Here is a 17,392-nt window from a genome sequence, read left to right on the forward strand (position 1 = left end):
TCGAAGTAAAATAGCAAAAAGGAAGTGAAATAACAGAATTTCACTTCCTTTAAAAGTCTAAAAAAGTTATTTTTGTATTTGAATTATCAAAAATCAATTATCTGCCGTCAAAATAGGTGCCAAGAATATAAAGCCCTGACAAATCATGCTACATTATAAATATTTCTTTAGGGTTTTCCTAACAGCACCTTTTTCGGCAATTAATTCTTTAAACATTCCTTCAATTTTTTCTCCTAAACCGACCTGATACAGATTTACAGCAAAGATTTTATCGTTTGATAAAATTGGTTTTAAAATATCCTTTTTAAGTTCCGTGTCACCCAGTTTTACGTCTTTCAGATAACCCTGCAATTCTTCCAGCAAGGGATCGGGGCTCGGAGTAAAGGGATTACCATTATCATCGATTCCCATCAGGTATCTGCACCAGCCGGCTATTGTCAAAGGTATATAAGTCAAGTCGGTAACCTTCAGGTTATTGCTGTTATAATAAGCTTTAATGGTTTCGCCGAACCGAATGGGTATCTTCTGGGATGTATCCGTAGCAATTCTTTGAGGGGCGTCAGGCATAAAGGGATTTGGAAGCCTAAGTTCCAAAACAGCCTTGATAAACTCCTGGGGGTCAAGTACTCCCGGATTTACCACTACAGGCATACCCTCATCGTACCCGATTTTGTAAACCAGCTTCTTAAGCTCGGGATCTCTCATTTCCTCCCAGATGGTTTTGTATGATAATAAACACCCAAATATAGCCAGGGCGGTATGAAGAGGGTTAAGACAAGTACATACCTTCATTTTCTCCACTTTGTCTACCGTATTACGGTCCGTAAATATGATTCCCGCCCTATCAAGAGGAGGTCTTCCGTTGGGGAAAGTATCCTCAATTACAAGGTATTCGGTTTCTTCGGCGTTTACAAAAGCAGCCGTATAGGTGTTTTTGGAGGTAATTATTATATCAGTATCCTCAAAGCCATCTTCCTTCAAAAGCTCCCTTACCTTATCATCAGGCCTTGGTGTTATCTTGTCTATCATGCTCCAGGGGAAGGCCACCTTATTTTTATTTCTAATGTAAGAAAGAAAACCTTCCTCTATAAAACCGTTTTCAACCCAATGCCTAGCATATGTCTCTACGGCTTCGTACAGCTTGTCCCCGTTATGGGAACAGTTATCCATACTTACCAGTGCCACAGGAAGTTCGGCAGGCTCTAAAGCATCTGCACCACCTTTGTATCTTTCATACATTAAGGCCGTTATTTTACCCATCAGATGCACAGGTTTTTCATAGCCGTTTTTAAAATCATTTAATACAATACCAAGATATTCTCCGCTTGAATCCACCAAGCTGTACCCTTTTTCCGTAATCGTAAAGCTGACCATCTGCAATGACGGCTTCCGGAAAATTTCTTTAAGCCGTTCCCATTCATCATCACGGTTTACATCGGCCACAATAGATTCAACAACACTTCCTATAACCTTCTTTTCAATATTTCCGTCAGATTTCAAAACCACAAGAAGGCTCAAATCGTCAAAAGGCTTGTATGCTTTTTCTATTATTTCATAGTCAAAGCCTTCACTTACTATTACGCCTTTGTCATAAATTCCTTCATTTATAATTTTCTGAAGAGCCGCCGCAGGAAAACCGCGAAAGATATTTCCTGCTCCAAAATGTATCCAGGTGGGGTTTTCTCTGGTAGTACTTCTTAATTTGTCTCTGTCATAATTAGGAAGCTCATATCCCTTTTCTTGCCATGAAGTATTATAATTTATCAGTTTCATTGCCAACTACCTTTCCGGAAATAATTCTCACCGAGTATATTTTTATTAATATAAGTTAAAAACGCTATTACTATTTTGATTTATCGCTTTTACGAATAGCTTCCCACAATCCGTTAAAATATGCAACACCAAGGGCTCTGTCATAAAGACCGTATCCGGGTCTTGCTTCTTCTCCCCAAATCATTCTTCCGTGATCGGGGCGCAGTACTCCGTCAAAACCTATATCATAAAGAGCCTTTGCTATTTCGTACATATCGAAATCGCCGTCGCTTGAAAGGTGGGAGCTTTCATGGAACACTCCGTCACATTCATATTTAATGTTTCTGAAATGTACAAAATGTATTCTGTCTTTTATTTTCGGATTTCTTATAATTTCAGGCAAATTATTTTTCAGGTTGCTGCCTAAAGATCCGGTACACAAAGTAAATCCGTTATATATGCTGTCATTTAAAGCTGCTATTTCTTCCAGGGATTTTTCACTGGTTACAATTCTGGGCAGCCCAAATACGCTCCATGCCGGATCGTCTGGATGGATAGCCATCTTAATCTGATATTTTTCACATACAGGCATAATGGCGTCCAGAAAATACTTAAGATTCTCCATACGCTTCTCTGCCGTTACGCCCTTATATTTTTCAAATAAATCCATAATCTCATCTCTGCGGTTGGGCTCCCAGCCGGGCAAGATAAAGCCTGCGCTCTCTTTTTCTACTCGCTCAAACATTTTCTCAGGCTTAATATCCTTAATTATGTTTTCATCATATGCCAGCACATACGAACCGTCCTCAAGTTCCTTGGCAAGATCGGTTCTTGTCCAGTCAAAGATTGGCATAAAATTATAGCAAACCAAATGGACGTCGGCTTTGCCCAGGTTTTCAAGGGAAATCTTATAGTTTTCAATATATTTTTCCCTCGTAGGCAGACCGATTTTTATATCCTCATGAATATTCACACTTTCTATACCTACCAGCTTCAGGCCTGCAGCCTCTACCTCATTCTTAAGTGCCAGAATGTCTTCCAATTTCCATGCCTCACCGGCAGGAACATCATGCAAAGAAGATACCACACCGGTAACACCCGGTATCTGTTTGATATACTCCAGTTTTACGCTGTCATGTTTTTTCCCGAACCAACGCAATGTAATATCCATAGTCTATTTTCCTTTCTATTATGCTTATTTATCAAGAAATTCTGCCGCATAAGTCCATAAAAGGTGATTAGCGACAGAATAACATCCCATATTATAAGATTCAATTTATTATACATAAAACATACCTATTATTACTGCAAAATAACAAATCCATATTAACCATATTATATTATAATAAAATAAATATCAAGTATATAAACTGCCAATAGGGCTCCTGTTTATCTGCCTTTTACTATAATCTTATTTTTATAAAATATCTTTTGTTTTAAACATAAGGAGCTGTTTCATATATTACCGCTCGATATGCTCTCTTCCTGATAGACATATTAATTAATAAAATCTTTTCACTTAATCAGAGCATATCAAACACATCTGCATGAAACAACTCCTTTTCGGATTAGGTAATATCCTAACCCTTATACCGTTTATAAACATCAAAATAATTTAAAAATATTAAAAACAATTTTGATATTATAAACCGGCAGAAAGCGTACAAATTTAATGCAATCTTATTTTTTAAAATTAATATATCGTTCTGTTCTTTTCGTCCTTAACACCCGATTTTCTGTAAAAATATGTGTTTATCCTGTCACGCCATTCTCTGGCATTCTCCAGCTGCTTATAAAAGCGTTCCCTGCATCTCATATATACGTCGTCCGGGATAAGGCCTTTTAAATCTTCCCAATCTCTTACCATTTTTTCAACTTCCTCTGCCCCTTCAAAATGAGTATCGTATATATGCTGAATTAGGGTTTTACCGCTTTTTAATTTATAATCATACCTGACATAATGGAAAAACAGCAAAAGTTCCTCGGGGCAGGTTTCTATATTCTCGTACATTGAAGCATTAGGCTCATTGTATTGACCCGCATAACCTGTACCGCTCCTTACGGTTCTGTCCACTCCAAGACCGTTTCTGTCAGCCCTGTGATAGGTGCCCCATCTGTCGTACTCATATCCGTCTACATTGGGCCCGTAATGGCTGCCCGGATTTACCATCCACCCTATGCCTAAGGGTGATGTATACTTTTCGTATACAGGCCATGATTTCATAAGAATATCAAAAATAGTTTTTATTACTTTATCCTTATGAGGAAACGTCAGCTTTATCCATTCAAGGGCAATCTGCTCTGAAGTAAGCTCCGTATTCCATGCCAGCCTTCCGAAACCATACAGGTTAGCAGCGGCCAGGTCATGGCCTGTCCAGTTAAAATCGTTACCGGTATTGGATACTGCTGCCATACCGCAATTAATCTGATTGTAAGCTCTTCCCGATACAATATCGGCTACGGTTGCTCCATCTTCTTTTGCATAAGTTTCGAAATTAAGCACTTCTTTCCACATAGGAATTAAATAACATACATCTATTTGCTGTCCGGTATATTCCTGAGCCGCCTGGACTTCAAGAATCATATTTGTATTTTTTAAGCCGCCAAACAAAGGAGATACCGGTTCCCTTACCTGAAAATCCATAGGGCCGTTTTTTATCTGAAGCACAACATTATCTTCAAACTTACCGTCAAGTCCTATAAAATTATCGTAAGCAGCCTTTGCACGGTCGGTTTTATAATCTCTCCAGTCCTGCATGCAGTTATATACAAAACATCTCCAGATAAGCAGACCGCCATAAGGTTTTAAAGCCCTTGCAAGCATATTCGCTCCGTCGGCATGGGTACGGCCGTAAGTAAAAGGCCCCGGCCTTCCTTCGGAGTCAGCTTTGACAAGGAATCCTCCGAAATTCGGAATATATTCATAAATCTTCTTTACACAGTCATTCCACCAATTTTGCACCCTTTCATCCAAGGGATCGGATACGGGCAGTCCTCCTATTTCGATAGGTGCCGCAAAATTAATACTTAAAAATAACTTTATACCATAACCGGCAAATATATCAGCTATGGTCCGAAGTTTACCCAAATAGCGCTCTGTAATAAGTTCGGTAGCCGCCTTGTGCACATTTACATTATTAATAACTGTTGCATTGATACCGACGGACGCGATAAGTCTGGCATAATCTTTTGTCCGTTCGTTTATCAATATTTCATCATTTTCAAAGAAAAACGATTTGCCTGAATATCCTCTTTCTATGCTTCCGTCCATATTGTCCCAATGGTTTAGCATTCGGATATTGTTTTTCGGATTTTCGTTTATGTCAAGCCCGCGAACAGAAAGCCCCTGGCCTATACGCCGTATCAAATCAAAACATCCGTATAACAGGCCTTGCCCGGTCTTGGCTTCTATGCGGACAGTTTTTCCCGTTTGTAATATCCTGTATCCTTCCTCGGAAATTTTGCTGTTATCATCATTTAATAACTTTAAAATTATACCTGTTGTTACCTTTTCAGTCTCAGTACCATCCTGATACTCGCAGGATACATTTATACCAAGAATGTTTTTCAATGCATAAGTAAGCTCATTTATGGCATTTTGAATAATGATATCGTTTTTGTTCTCATTTACGCAAACTGTAAGTTCGGTTAATAAATCTTTGTCAGAATAATTTTCAATAAAGCTATAATTTAACCAGCACTGATTGTAATTCATAAATTCCTCCAATAATTATTTATCATTCGGTTACATGAAGTCATGCATGTATATAATTTAGAATAAAGATCTATATTATCAAAAAATTTTCAGCTTTATACTTCTAATTAGCCTAAACACATAATCTTACATATCCGCTCTGCCGGCACAATTTAAATTATATGAACACCATTTATATAATTTCAAATATTAGTTTAAGTAATTTATTCAATACTGATAACCCAAGAGTTAAATTGAATAAAAAAGCGGACGCCTCTGCGCCCGCCTTTTTTATTTTCTTGATTCAAGTATAACAGTACGGTCGGAACGCATGATTTTACAGAAAGGTTTTTTGCCTGTCAGTTTTATGCTTCTTACATCCGGTTGGCTTGTACCAATATAGACTTCATATTCGCCTTCATGTAAAACAAGATTTCCGTCGTTATCATAAAGTCCGAAGGCAGTATTATCCAATTCAATAGTAACGGTTCTTGATTCACCGGGATTTAAAAATACTTTTTTAAGCCCCTTTAACTGCCAGTTCGGTGCACCTTCCCGTTTTACCTTTACATAAATCTGAACGGTTTCCGCACCCGGCATATCTCCCGTATTTTTAATGTTTGCGGTACATAATACTTTTTGTCCGAATATGATATTATCCGTATTAACGGTTACATCAGACAGTTCAAAGTCCGTATAAGATAAGCCGTATCCGAAAGGATACAATGCTTCATTTTTCATATAACGATATGTCCTGTTTGCCATGCTGTAATCAGTAAAGTCAGGCAGCTCCTCTGTTGAACGATAAAACGTTACGGGAAGCTTACCTTCAGGAGAATATTCCCCGAACAAAATTTGAGCTATTGCTCTTCCTCCCTGGGCTCCGGGATACCATCCCTGAATTATTGCAGGAATATGTTCGTCAGCCCATGGTATGCTTAAAGCACTTCCTGAAAGCAGTACCAGTATCACAGGTTTTCCGCAATTATATATTTCTTTCAGTACTTCTTCCTGAATTCCGGGAAGATTCAAATTCGGCTTATCCCCGCTGGCAAATTCGTTGCCCTGGTCTCCTTCTTCACCTTCAAGCCCCGGGTCCAGTCCAAAGCAAGCTATAACAACATCACTCATCTCACATACCGCTTTTACTTCCGCAAGCCTGTCATTCTCTTTGCCTAATCCCTGTATGGATTTCTTAAACAAATGGCATCCTTCGGAGTAGTACACTCTTACATCGTCTCCGAGATATTCCTTTATCCCTTCCAATACGGTAATATATTCGGAAGCGGTACCTTCATAGTTGCCTACAAGGGCTTTTCGGTTGTTTGCATTAGGCCCGATAACACCTACTGTCTTTAATTTTGATTTATCTAAAGGAAGAAGTTTGTTTTCGTTCTTTAACAGAACAATACATTTTCTTGCAGCTTTTAAGTTAAGCTCCTTATGTTCCTTACAGTCTACCTTATCATATCCGATGGAATTGAAAGGAACCTTTTCGGGATCGTCAAACAGTCCAAGCTTCATTCTGGTTGTAATAAGTCTTACTACGGCTTCATCAAGGGTCTTTTCATCTACAAGGCCGTCTCTTACGGCAAGCAGTAAGTTGCCAAAAATATTGCCGCAGTTAAGATCGCATCCGTTATTCATTGCCAAAGCAACCGATTCAACCGGAGTTGAAGTTACCTTGTGATTCTCATGGAAATCTTTTATAGCCCAGCAGTCTGAAACCACATGGCCTTTAAAGCCCCATTGATCCCTAAGAATATCCTTAAGCAAGGTTTTGCTTCCGCAGCAAGGTTCTCCGTTGGTGCGGTTATAAGCTCCCATGACCGCTTCTACATTACCTTCCTGTACGCAAGCCTTAAATGCGGGAAGATAAGTTTCATATAAATCCTGAATTGATACTTCCGCATTAAAACTGTGTCTTAAATCTTCCGGTCCCGAATGAACCGCAAAATGCTTGGCACATGCGGCTGCTTTCAGATATTTGCTGTCCTTGCCCTGGATACCATTAATAAAGCGGACTCCCAGTCTGCCTGTCAAGTACGGATCTTCACCGTATGTTTCATGGCCCCGTCCCCATCTGGGGTCTCTGAAAATATTAACGTTTGGCGACCAGAAAGTTAGGCCTTTATAAATATCATAATCACCGTACTTTTGTTGAGCATTGAACTTTGCCCTTCCTTCTGTGGAGATAACATCTGCCACTTCTTCCAAAAGATCTTCATCAAATGTAGCCGCAAGACCTATAGCCTGTGGAAATACGGTTGCAACACCCGCACGGGCCACACCGTGGAGAGCTTCGTTCCACCAGTTATAAGCTTTTACACCCAGCCTTTCAATAGCGGCAGCAGTATGCAGAGTCTGAAAAACCTTTTCCTCCAGTGTCATTCTTGATACCAGGTCTCTAGCTCTTTCTTCAAAACTAAGTGATTGATCCAAATAAGCCTTATATTCCATCTTTATCCTCCTGTATAAAACAGTACATTTGAATTAAATTATATCATATGGCTTCATATTTTGCTCGCAATTTTTAACTAAATTTCAACTATATTTAAAAAATTATTTTACTCAGAAAATATTGTATAATATAATGATACCAGAAATTAAGACAGACAAAACGGCCAAAATAAGTTAGAATGGAACTATGGAAAAGAGAAGAAATTTTACACCGGAAGAAAAAGCAAAAATAGTGATTGAGGTCTTAAGGGAAGAAAGAACGCTGAATGAGATTGCTGCCGAATATGAAATACATCCGAACCAGCTAAGTCGCTGGAAGGCAGAATTCATAAGCAATGCAGGCAGAGTTTTCAGCAAGGAAACTGATGAAGTAGAGAAGGTCAAACAGTCGTATGAAAAGGAGAAGGACGAACTGTTTAAGCAAATTGGACAACTTTCATATGAGGTTGCCTGGCTTAAAAAAAAATCTGGCCGACTCTAAGTCCCGTGAAGACCGCATGAAGATGATTGACAGAGAAGAAAAGAAACTGAGCATCACAAAGCAAGCCGAACTGTTGGGAATTAACCGTACAAGCCTTTACTACAAGCCGGTTCCAGTAAATGATGAGGAATACCTGATTAAGCGTATTATTGATGAGATTTACACGGCTCATCCGGAGTATGGCTACCGCAGGATGACGAATATCCTGAACCGGGATTATCACATTCATATCAATCGAAAGCGAACCCGGCGTTACATGAGGGAAATGGGGATCCATGGTTTCTGTCCTGGACCTAATCTTAGCAAACGTCTGCATGGCAAGTATTTGTATCCGTATTTGCTGAGAGGCTTGAATATTGATCATCCAAACCAGGTATGGTCTATAGACATAACATACTGCCGGATGAAACGTGGTTTTATGTACATGGTAGCCATTATAGACTGGTATTCCCGGTATATTGTTGGATTTGAGTTATCAAATACTTTGGAAAGGACATTTGTATTAGAGGCAATAAAAAAGGCGATCAAACGGTACGGGAAACCTGAAATTATGAACAGTGACCAAGGTTCACAGTTTACCAGTGATGATTACATAAACTTACTAAAAAGTAACAATATAAAAATTTCAATGGATGGGAAAGGAAGAGCACTGGATAACCAAAGGATAGAGCGCTTCTTTCGATCTTACAAGTGGGAAAAGCTTTATCTTGAGGATTGCGAAACAGGGCACCAACTCCGGCAGATTACCAGGGATTATGTTGAATATTATAACAACCGGAGACCTCATCAGTCGTTAGACTACAAAACGCCAGCAGAGTATTATTTCGGGGTTTACAAACAGTTTCAGGCAGTCGTATAAAACCTTGGGGCTCTGCCCCAAACCCCGTCCTCGCCGGAAGGCAGCCGGTCTGTCATGACAGACCGGAAAGAAAAATGATGTATGTGTATTGGATGTCAAGGGTCAAGATGAACTCGCTTACGCTCGCCCTTGACATCCTCAGACATAGTAAATAAATGTAAAATATAGAAATTTAAAGAAAGGAGAATCTAACTTAGAAAAGCTGAAAAATTGTCTTGACAATGGGGGGCATTATATAAATTCTATCTTTAATTAGTATGAATAAAGCCTTCAATTTTATCCGAACTATTATAAATCCTTAGTTTTTCATTGTTTTTTATATTTATTGTTAATCATAGGGCAATAATGTCTAAATATAACTTAGTTGGGAATAAATTGAATATGTAGGTTTACAATACATGTGTTACAAAATTAAATAAATAAAAACGGAAATGCTCTCTTTTGTGTTATATTTAAGTTACCATACAAAAATACAAACAGAAAGGAGAAGCATTTCCGTATGGCTATTATAACACAGGATATGAGATTTAGACTAGCATTAATTAAGTATGCTGATAAATATGGTGTTTCAAAAGCTGCTGCTCGTTATAAAACCAATCGCCAGTATGTCTATCGCTGGAAACGCCGTTACGATGGCTCTTGGGATTCTCTTAGAGATCGGTCCAGAAGGCCTCATCATCATCCTAATCAGCATACTGAAGAAGAAATCAAACTTATTAATAACATGCGCCGTCGTAATCCTCATGATGGTTTGGTTGTTTTTTGGGTAAAACTTAGGCAACGTGGCTATAAAAGATCCATCACCGGTCTATATCGTTTTCTTCGTAAGAAAAGCCTTATGCCTACTAAACCAAAAAAACCAAAGTACATTCCTAAGCCTTATGAGAAAATGTCATATCCTGGCCAGAGGTTCCAGATTGATGTCAAGGCCGTACCTTCTTCATGCCTGGTTAATGAAGCCAAGGGGCAAAAGTTTTATCAGTATACTGCTATTGATGAATATTCCAGATGGCGTTATGTTGAAGCTTTTGAAGAGCGTAGTACATATTCATCTATGCAGTTTTTAGAGCACCTTGTAAAAGCATTTCCACTGCCCATAGAATGCATTCAAACAGATAATGGCATGGAATTCACTAAACGCCTTTCATCAGGAAATAAAGCTAAAACACCGACAATTTTTGAAGTACGACTTAAGCAACTAGGTATTCGTCATAAACTCATACGGCCATTTACGCCCAGGCATAATGGTAAAGTAGAACGAAGTCATAGAAAGGATAATGAGCGATTCTATTCAACGCATACCTTCTATTCATTCGAGGATTTCAGTAAGCAGCTAACTATATATAACAAAAGAGAGTATAACCGTTTTCCAATTAGACCCCTGGGATGGAAATCGCCACAAGAAGTCTTAAATGATTTTATTAAGTATGGTGTAACATATGTTTGACAAACCTACAAACTTAGTTGGGAATAAATTGAATATATGTTTACAAAATTATCTAAATATATTAAAATTAAATTATTGACAATATAAATAATAACTCCACACAGGATCGACAGAATACATATGTACTTTTTTATATAAAAAATAGTAATTATTAATAGTATTTAAATAAGCATCAATATTTAAATATTGATATAACTTTAAATGTTTTTAGGCTTTTTATATGTAATATATTACATTTGCAGACTTCATATTAAAGCCATCTGTTTATCCTATTTTATGTATGTGACTTTAGCTTATACTGGATATCTGTTTTTATTTAGTAAAGCATAAAGTCAAGAGGTGAGGGGTTATAATGAGGATTTTGGACGGTGTTTATGAAAAAATTGATTACAAAGATAATTCATCTATTCTTTTATACATCAACAATGAGCCGGATAATTATTCACCCCACTGGCATACTGCGGTAGAAGTTATTATGCCTATTCTCAATATCTACACGGTCATTATAGGGAAAACCACGTACAATTTGAACGAAGGAGATATATTAATTATACCGCCTGGAGAGCTTCATGAACTGGTTGCCCCAAAGGAAGGCCTTCGCAGAATCTTATTATTTGACTATTCTTTAATAAGCAGTCTTAAAGGCATTACAAATATTTTTACAGTTCTCAACCAACCCAGACTAATCACATCAAGAACTGCTCCTGATACTCACAAAGAACTTTCAAAGATATATGACGAGATAACCGAAGAATACAACAACGACAAAGCTCTTCGTGAAGCAGCCATTTATTCGCTAATTATCAGGATGTTTGTTATATTGGGCCGCAAATATATGAATACCGATCATATCTTTCCGGACGTAAAGCTTAACAAGCAGAAAGAATATATTGAGAAGTTTAATTTAATATTTGATTATATCAATGAAAATTTTATGGAAGATATTACCCTTGATGTCATAGCAGACGTAGCAGGTTTCAGTAAATTCCACTTTTCCAGGCTTTTTAAACAGTTTACCGATATGTCTTTTTATGATTATCTAAACCAAAGGCGGGTTAAGGAAGCCGAAAAGCTTTTGCTTAATCCCAACCTGTCCATAACAGAAGTCGCCATGAGATCAGGATTTTCAAGTATTTCAACCTTCAACCGGGTATTTAAGCAATTTAAAGAATGTACTCCAACGGAATTTAAAAATCTTTATCAGCGGCGCAACCGGGTTAAGCAAAGCATACATATGTTGAATGTTAAATAGCAATACATAATAAAAATAATTTCTCACAAGTAACCTGAAAATCCGCACAGGTATGATGCTTCGCAGCAGAAACGGCTGCGTTTTATACCTGTGCAGATTTTATTTTTATATTCCTCAAAAGTTTTGTTAATGCTGTTTTATAATTTTAAATAATTTATAACCTGCCAAAAACATTTGAAGACTGATTACTAATTTGTTTAATCAATGTTTTTGTAATATATCCAGTCAAAGTCCGCATAGTTATTGCTTTCCGATTTGTTGGACGAGCAGTAAATACCCAGAGTATTTCCCACAAAACCCCCTGCCACATCGGTACTTAATATCCTTGCATCCACCCCGTCCATCAAGACATGATATTCTTCATTGTCAAAGCTGAAAGAGAAGGTTAAGTCCTGAAGTCTGGCTTCGATTCGGAGAATAATGTATCCCTCATTACGGCTGCTTTGAACATTTGCTTCGGCTAAGACCTCTTCTTTACCTTCTTTACACCTAATCAGGCAAAGAGTCTTAACACCCTCCCTTAATTTTTTAACCAAACGATAATTAAACTTATCATTCTGGAATATTACAATGCCTGCTTCCTCAGAATTGTTCTCAGGTTCAAATTCCATCTTAGCCTCAAATATGAAACTCATACCGGTCTGACGAATACAGACATAACTCGGACTTACAAGCTCGGTCAGTTTTTCCGGAGCAAGCTTCATCCTAAGATATCCCTTTCTCTCCGTAAGGCTGTAATTGGCTGAATTGGGATTTCTAAGATACATGAATCGATACGGCAGCTTCTCATCGTCAAAATCTTCTTTTTCAGGAAGAGGCTCTACCGGTGTTAAGGGCAGATTCGGAACCTTTACGGTAGATTCTACCAGTCCAATACCTCTGTTTACAAGGGGCCAGCCGTTCTCCCACTCAACAGGCACCAGGAAGGTTTCTCTTCCGAGATTTCTGTAATAACCTCCGTAAGGGCGGGAACCAAGTAAAACCATATACCATTCCCCGTTCTGGGTTTCCACCAGATCTCCATGCCCCACATTGACTATAGGATAATCCAGCCCCAAATGCCTGTGGGTAAGTATAGGATTACAATTATAACCCACATAAGGACCTGTGATCCGATCCGAGGAAGCCACGGTAACTGCATGGGCATGGCCTGTTCCACCTTCCGCAATAAGAAGATAATACCTGCCGTCTTTTTTATAAAGATGCGGTCCTTCAGGCCACTCCACATCTTTCAAAGCCCCGTGCCATATGGCATAAGATTCGCCTATTAACTTCATATTTTTTATATCAAGTTCCTGCAGCCAAATTTCGTTGTCTCCGTAATATTTGCCCCCTTCTCTGCGTTTTTTGGTACCGATATAGTAGCACCGCCCGTCATCGTCAAAAAAGAGTGAAGGATCTATTCCTTGCGCTCCTTCAATAAAATACGGGTCTGACCAGGGGCCGGCCGGGTCTTTTGCCGTTACGATAAAATTGCCTCCTCCGGATACGTTGGTTGTAATCATATAGAATGTCCCGTCATGATAGCGTATGGTAGGGGCATATATACCCTGTGAAAGCCGTACACCGGATAATTCAATCTGTTCTCTTCTGTCCAGAATGTTTCCTATCTGTTTCCAGTTTACCAGATCTTTGCTGTGGAAAATCGGAACTCCCGGAAAATAGGCAAAAGTGGATGTAACCAAATAATAATCGCTGCCCACCCTGCATATGGACGGATCAGGATAAAATCCAGGAAGTATAGGATTTTTTACCCTTTTTTCCATTGTTTATTTCCTCCGTTTCCTATATCAAAACCATCCCTGCACCGTCAGTTTTATTCAAGACATACGGTTACTGCAGGGCTGTTTTTTGCAATCTTAAACCGTCCGTCAAGTCCCTCGGATTTTGCTTCGTAATCACCCAAAAATCCTGTAACTTCAGCAAAACCGTTATCGTCGGTCATAACCGTTACATTTGTCCACCATTCTTTTTTAATTAAATTATATAAAGCGTCATAAGAAGGTTTGCAGGAATTATCTGCTCTAAGGAATCCGGCCGGAGCCTTAAGCCATTTACCGTCCACAATACACCAGGTAGTAATGGCTTCTACAGAAGGATCGGCAAACAAGGTCCTGTATAGCTCTACTACTTCTTTTGCCTGTCTTTCCTCTCCCTCCGGAGTTGTAGGCCATTCGTCGACCTGAAAATCGTTAAGATCTTCAATTTCAGGCGGCATAAGATCGCCGGATATCAATGTGTTTTCGGTAAAATGAAGAGGCAATCCGAAATGAGAGAATCTCTCTAGTACACTCTGGATTTTTTCCACTCCCCAATAGCCCTGGTGCTGATGGGATTGGATACCTATTGCATCAATCGGAATTCCTGCCTCCAGGCAGCCTTCAATCATTATTTCATAAGATATACTTGTATTAAAGTCGTTTATCAAAAGCACAGCATTGGGATTGGCTTCTTTAGCTGCTTGAAACACTTCCCGTATAAGGGGTATTCTTCCCAGTTCCTTGCATATTCTTGTTATTCCGTTATCGTATTTATCAAAAATAGGCATAATTACAACTTCATTTATTACATCCCACATATCTATTACGCCTTTAAATTCGGAAACTTCACGGCGAATTCTGTCAAGCTGGGCTTTTAAAATTTCCTCATTGGTCATATCTAAAAGCCATGGAGCTGTTTGTGTATGCCAGCATAAAGGATGTCCCTTTAAGGTAACTCCTCTATCTTTAAGCCAGCGCGCTGCTTTCATAAGTGCTTCTGTATGCGGCTTTCCTTTTTCCGGCTCAAATTGTCCCCAATAAAACGGCAGTGTTGCTGTATTAAACAGGGCCAACCATTTATCCATACGGTCCTTAAGCAGTTCTTTATCTTCTCCGAATGGAAGATCATTTACCAGAGCTACAGTATCAAAAGCTCCGCAGGCAAACATAAACTCATGCTTTGTCTGTGATATATCTATACGTTTATTGGCAAGGGGTGACCCGTCCTTTCCTACAAAACGTATAACACTTGTCGCCATGCGATGTTTATACTTATTATCCATAAATGTTACCTCCTCAGTCACAGGTATATTTTTACATATACCAGTTTATCCGACATTCTGCCCTTATGTCAATGTAATAACCTATACTGAAAATGTATCATTAAAACTTTTCGTAACTTTATATTTGTAAGTTACTTGAAAATATAAAGTTACTATGATAGAATTATAGTGTAGATTACAAACACGCTAAAAATATTAATAAAATACTAATCCATTTAAAAACATCTCAATCTATTTTATATCAGACTAAGCATACGACTTTATTCTAATTTGTTTCAAGGTTATAAAACTGATATCGTTTTTACTTAAGATAATTTCTTAATATAATAATCAATTTAGGCTATACACTTAAAGGTTTAATTTTAATTATTTAATAAGGAGAAGGTATATGTTTGATAATTTAGTGTCTTTGGACAATATAAGTTTTGTGCTTGTTTTCCTTGAAGGACTTATTTCATTTTTGTCGCCCTGTGTAATACCTCTTATTCCGATTTACATGAGCTATTTGGCAGGCAATGCAAAACATACGGATGAATCCGGTGCCATTACTTACAGGCAAAAAACCGTATTTTTTCATACCGTATTTTTTATCCTTGGCATATCATTTTCTTTTTTTCTTTTGGGAATGGCATTTACCGCTCTCGGTAGCTTCTTTAAGACCAACCAGCTTCTGTTTACCAGAATTGGCGGAATTCTTATAACCTTACTGGGCCTGTTCCAGGTGGGCCTGTTTAATGTTAAATTCCTGCAAAAAGAACGGAAATTCCGCTTCATACCTGATGAAATAAATCCCCTGATGGCTTTCCTTATGGGATTTACTTTCAGTTTTGCCTGGACTCCCTGTGTCGGACCGGCACTGTCTTCCGTACTTATACTGGCTTCAAGCTCAAAAAGTGCCTTGACAGGTTATCTTCTTGTTCTTCTTTATACTGCGGGATTTATTATTCCTTTCCTGATACTGGGTCTCTTTACTACGCAGGTTTTAAATTTCCTTAAATCAAAACAGAAAATATTAAAATATACCGTAAAAATAGGAGGATTAATCCTAATACTTATCGGCATTATGACTTTTACAGGCTGGATGAACGGCATATCAAAATATTTAAATAAAATATCCCGTCCCCTGGGAGTAAAGCAAGAACAGCAAACCGATATGGCGGACGAATCATACGGAAACCCCACCGATAAATCCGATACGGATGCATCGGGATACGCAAACAATGAAACCGTAAACGAACCGGGAGCTACTCCTTATGATCCTGAAGCCGAAAGTATCCTTCCGGGTGATAATTCAAATGACGACTTGTCCGAAAACAATTCGACAGCTGATAGTGCCAGCAACAACGATGCCGATTCCCCAAACAGCGAACAGACAGAAGAAGTCCCTCCCAAATTCCCGGCTATAGATTTTACCTTAAAGGATCAGTACGGCAATGAACACACCCTTTCCGATTATAAAGGGAAAGTGGTATTCTTAAATTTCTGGACCACTTGGTGCCCTTATTGTATAGAAGAAATGCCGGATATTGAAAAAATATATAATGAATACGGAAAAAACCAGAAAGACGTAATAATCTTGGGAGTTGCCAATCCTTCCAGTGATGAATATCCTTATAATCAGGACGTAAGCAGGGATGAAATCATAGATTTCTTAGAAGAAAACGGCTTTACCTTCCCAGTAGTATTCGACGAAACAGGGCAAGTGACAATGGATTACTTTATTTCAGCCTATCCTACTACTTTCTTGATTGACAAAGAAGGAAATATTTACGGATATGCTGCAGCCATGCTGACCAAAGATATTATGGACAATGTAATCCGCCAGGCCCTTCAAGCCACCGAAGAATGACAATTTATTTTTTACGTCAGGATGCAATTTATTTTAACAAGAGATATCCGGGTTTAATGAAAGGAGTATACCATGAAAAATCTGTATAACCTCCCCTGCAATATTGCCCAAACCCTTAATATTATCGGAGATAAATGGACCTTGCTTATTATCCGCCAGCTGATGCTGGGTTACGATACCTTCAAAGAAATACAGGACAGGCTTATAGGAATCCCTACCAACATTCTTTCAGACCGGCTAAAAAGCCTGGAAAAAGACGGCCTTATAACCTCACAGCTCTACCAGTCCCATCCTCCCAGATACAAATATTTCCTTACAGATAGCGGTTTAGATTTGGCAGATGTTTTTAACAGCATAATCCTGTGGAGTGAACGCAATCTGAAAAAATGCCACAAAATTCTTACCCACTCCGAATGCGGCCACAAAATCGAGCTGACTTACTACTGCCCGAATTGCGGTAAAACAATAAAGCGTGAAGATATAAATGTTACCGACAATAACTTCGACAAGCCGGAATAAAAAATGATTTAAAGCGGTAGTATATAAGAGAATTAT

At 38.5% G+C, this 17,392-nt stretch carries 11 protein-coding genes; 5 read left to right on the forward strand and 6 right to left on the reverse strand.

Going from position 1 to position 17,392, the window contains the following annotated elements; translation table 11 throughout:
- Positions 1-153 precede the first annotated feature (153 nt).
- From HHT355_RS10400 to HHT355_RS10415, 4 genes are all read right to left on the reverse strand, one after another.
- Positions 154-1,773: a mannitol dehydrogenase family protein gene (locus HHT355_RS10400; RefSeq protein ID WP_103203391.1), complete on the reverse strand. Its 1,620-nt coding sequence runs from the start codon at positions 1,771-1,773 to the stop codon at positions 154-156.
- A gap of 70 nt (positions 1,774-1,843) precedes the next feature.
- On the reverse strand, positions 1,844-2,923 hold the full coding sequence (gene uxuA, locus HHT355_RS10405; RefSeq protein ID WP_103203392.1) for a mannonate dehydratase: 1,080 nt from the start codon (positions 2,921-2,923) through the stop codon (positions 1,844-1,846).
- A gap of 522 nt (positions 2,924-3,445) precedes the next feature.
- On the reverse strand, positions 3,446-5,467 hold the full coding sequence (locus HHT355_RS10410; RefSeq protein WP_103203393.1) for an alpha-glucuronidase family glycosyl hydrolase: 2,022 nt from the start codon (positions 5,465-5,467) through the stop codon (positions 3,446-3,448).
- Between the two features lie 270 nt (positions 5,468-5,737).
- Complete coding sequence (locus HHT355_RS10415) at positions 5,738-7,906, reverse strand: glycoside hydrolase family 3 C-terminal domain-containing protein (protein WP_103203394.1); 2,169 nt, start codon at positions 7,904-7,906, stop codon at positions 5,738-5,740.
- Positions 7,907-8,093: 187 nt separating this feature from the next.
- On the opposite strand from HHT355_RS10415, the gene HHT355_RS10420 reads away from it, so the two are divergent.
- From HHT355_RS10420 to HHT355_RS10430, 3 genes are all read left to right on the forward strand, one after another.
- Positions 8,094-9,246 (forward strand): IS3 family transposase gene (locus HHT355_RS10420; RefSeq protein WP_456298587.1). Its coding sequence is split into 2 segments (ribosomal slippage): positions 8,094-8,365 and positions 8,364-9,246, totalling 1,155 coding nucleotides; the frame shifts between segments, so codons are not numbered across the junction.
- A 499-nt stretch (positions 9,247-9,745) separates the two neighbouring features.
- Positions 9,746-10,693 (forward strand): DDE-type integrase/transposase/recombinase, encoded by a 948-nt coding sequence (locus HHT355_RS10425; RefSeq protein ID WP_103201470.1) that lies wholly within the window; start codon positions 9,746-9,748, stop codon positions 10,691-10,693.
- A 352-nt stretch (positions 10,694-11,045) separates the two neighbouring features.
- Entirely contained in the window at positions 11,046-11,945 is a 900-nt protein-coding gene (locus HHT355_RS10430) for a helix-turn-helix domain-containing protein (RefSeq protein WP_103203395.1), read from the forward strand.
- Between the two features lie 197 nt (positions 11,946-12,142).
- On the opposite strand, the gene HHT355_RS10435 is transcribed toward HHT355_RS10430, so the two are convergent.
- Complete coding sequence (locus tag HHT355_RS10435; RefSeq protein ID WP_103203396.1) at positions 12,143-13,711, reverse strand: glycoside hydrolase family 43 protein; 1,569 nt, start codon at positions 13,709-13,711, stop codon at positions 12,143-12,145.
- Between the two features lie 50 nt (positions 13,712-13,761).
- On the reverse strand, positions 13,762-14,988 hold the full coding sequence (locus HHT355_RS10440) for an endo-1,4-beta-xylanase (protein ID WP_103203397.1): 1,227 nt from the start codon (positions 14,986-14,988) through the stop codon (positions 13,762-13,764).
- Positions 14,989-15,376: 388 nt separating this feature from the next.
- Between HHT355_RS10440 and HHT355_RS10445 the strand changes: the two genes are divergently transcribed.
- Together HHT355_RS10445 and HHT355_RS10450 are read left to right on the forward strand one after the other, a co-directional pair.
- The gene (locus tag HHT355_RS10445) at positions 15,377-16,837 is read left to right on the forward strand and encodes a cytochrome c biogenesis protein/redoxin (protein WP_103203398.1); all 1,461 of its coding nucleotides are present in this window, start codon (positions 15,377-15,379) and stop codon (positions 16,835-16,837) included.
- A 72-nt stretch (positions 16,838-16,909) separates the two neighbouring features.
- Complete coding sequence (locus tag HHT355_RS10450; RefSeq protein ID WP_103203399.1) at positions 16,910-17,356, forward strand: winged helix-turn-helix transcriptional regulator; 447 nt, start codon at positions 16,910-16,912, stop codon at positions 17,354-17,356.
- Positions 17,357-17,392: the final 36 nt, after the last annotated feature.

The organism is Herbinix hemicellulosilytica (assembly GCF_002904165.1).
Classification (GTDB): Bacteria; Bacillota; Clostridia; order Lachnospirales; family Lachnospiraceae; genus Mobilitalea; species Mobilitalea hemicellulosilytica.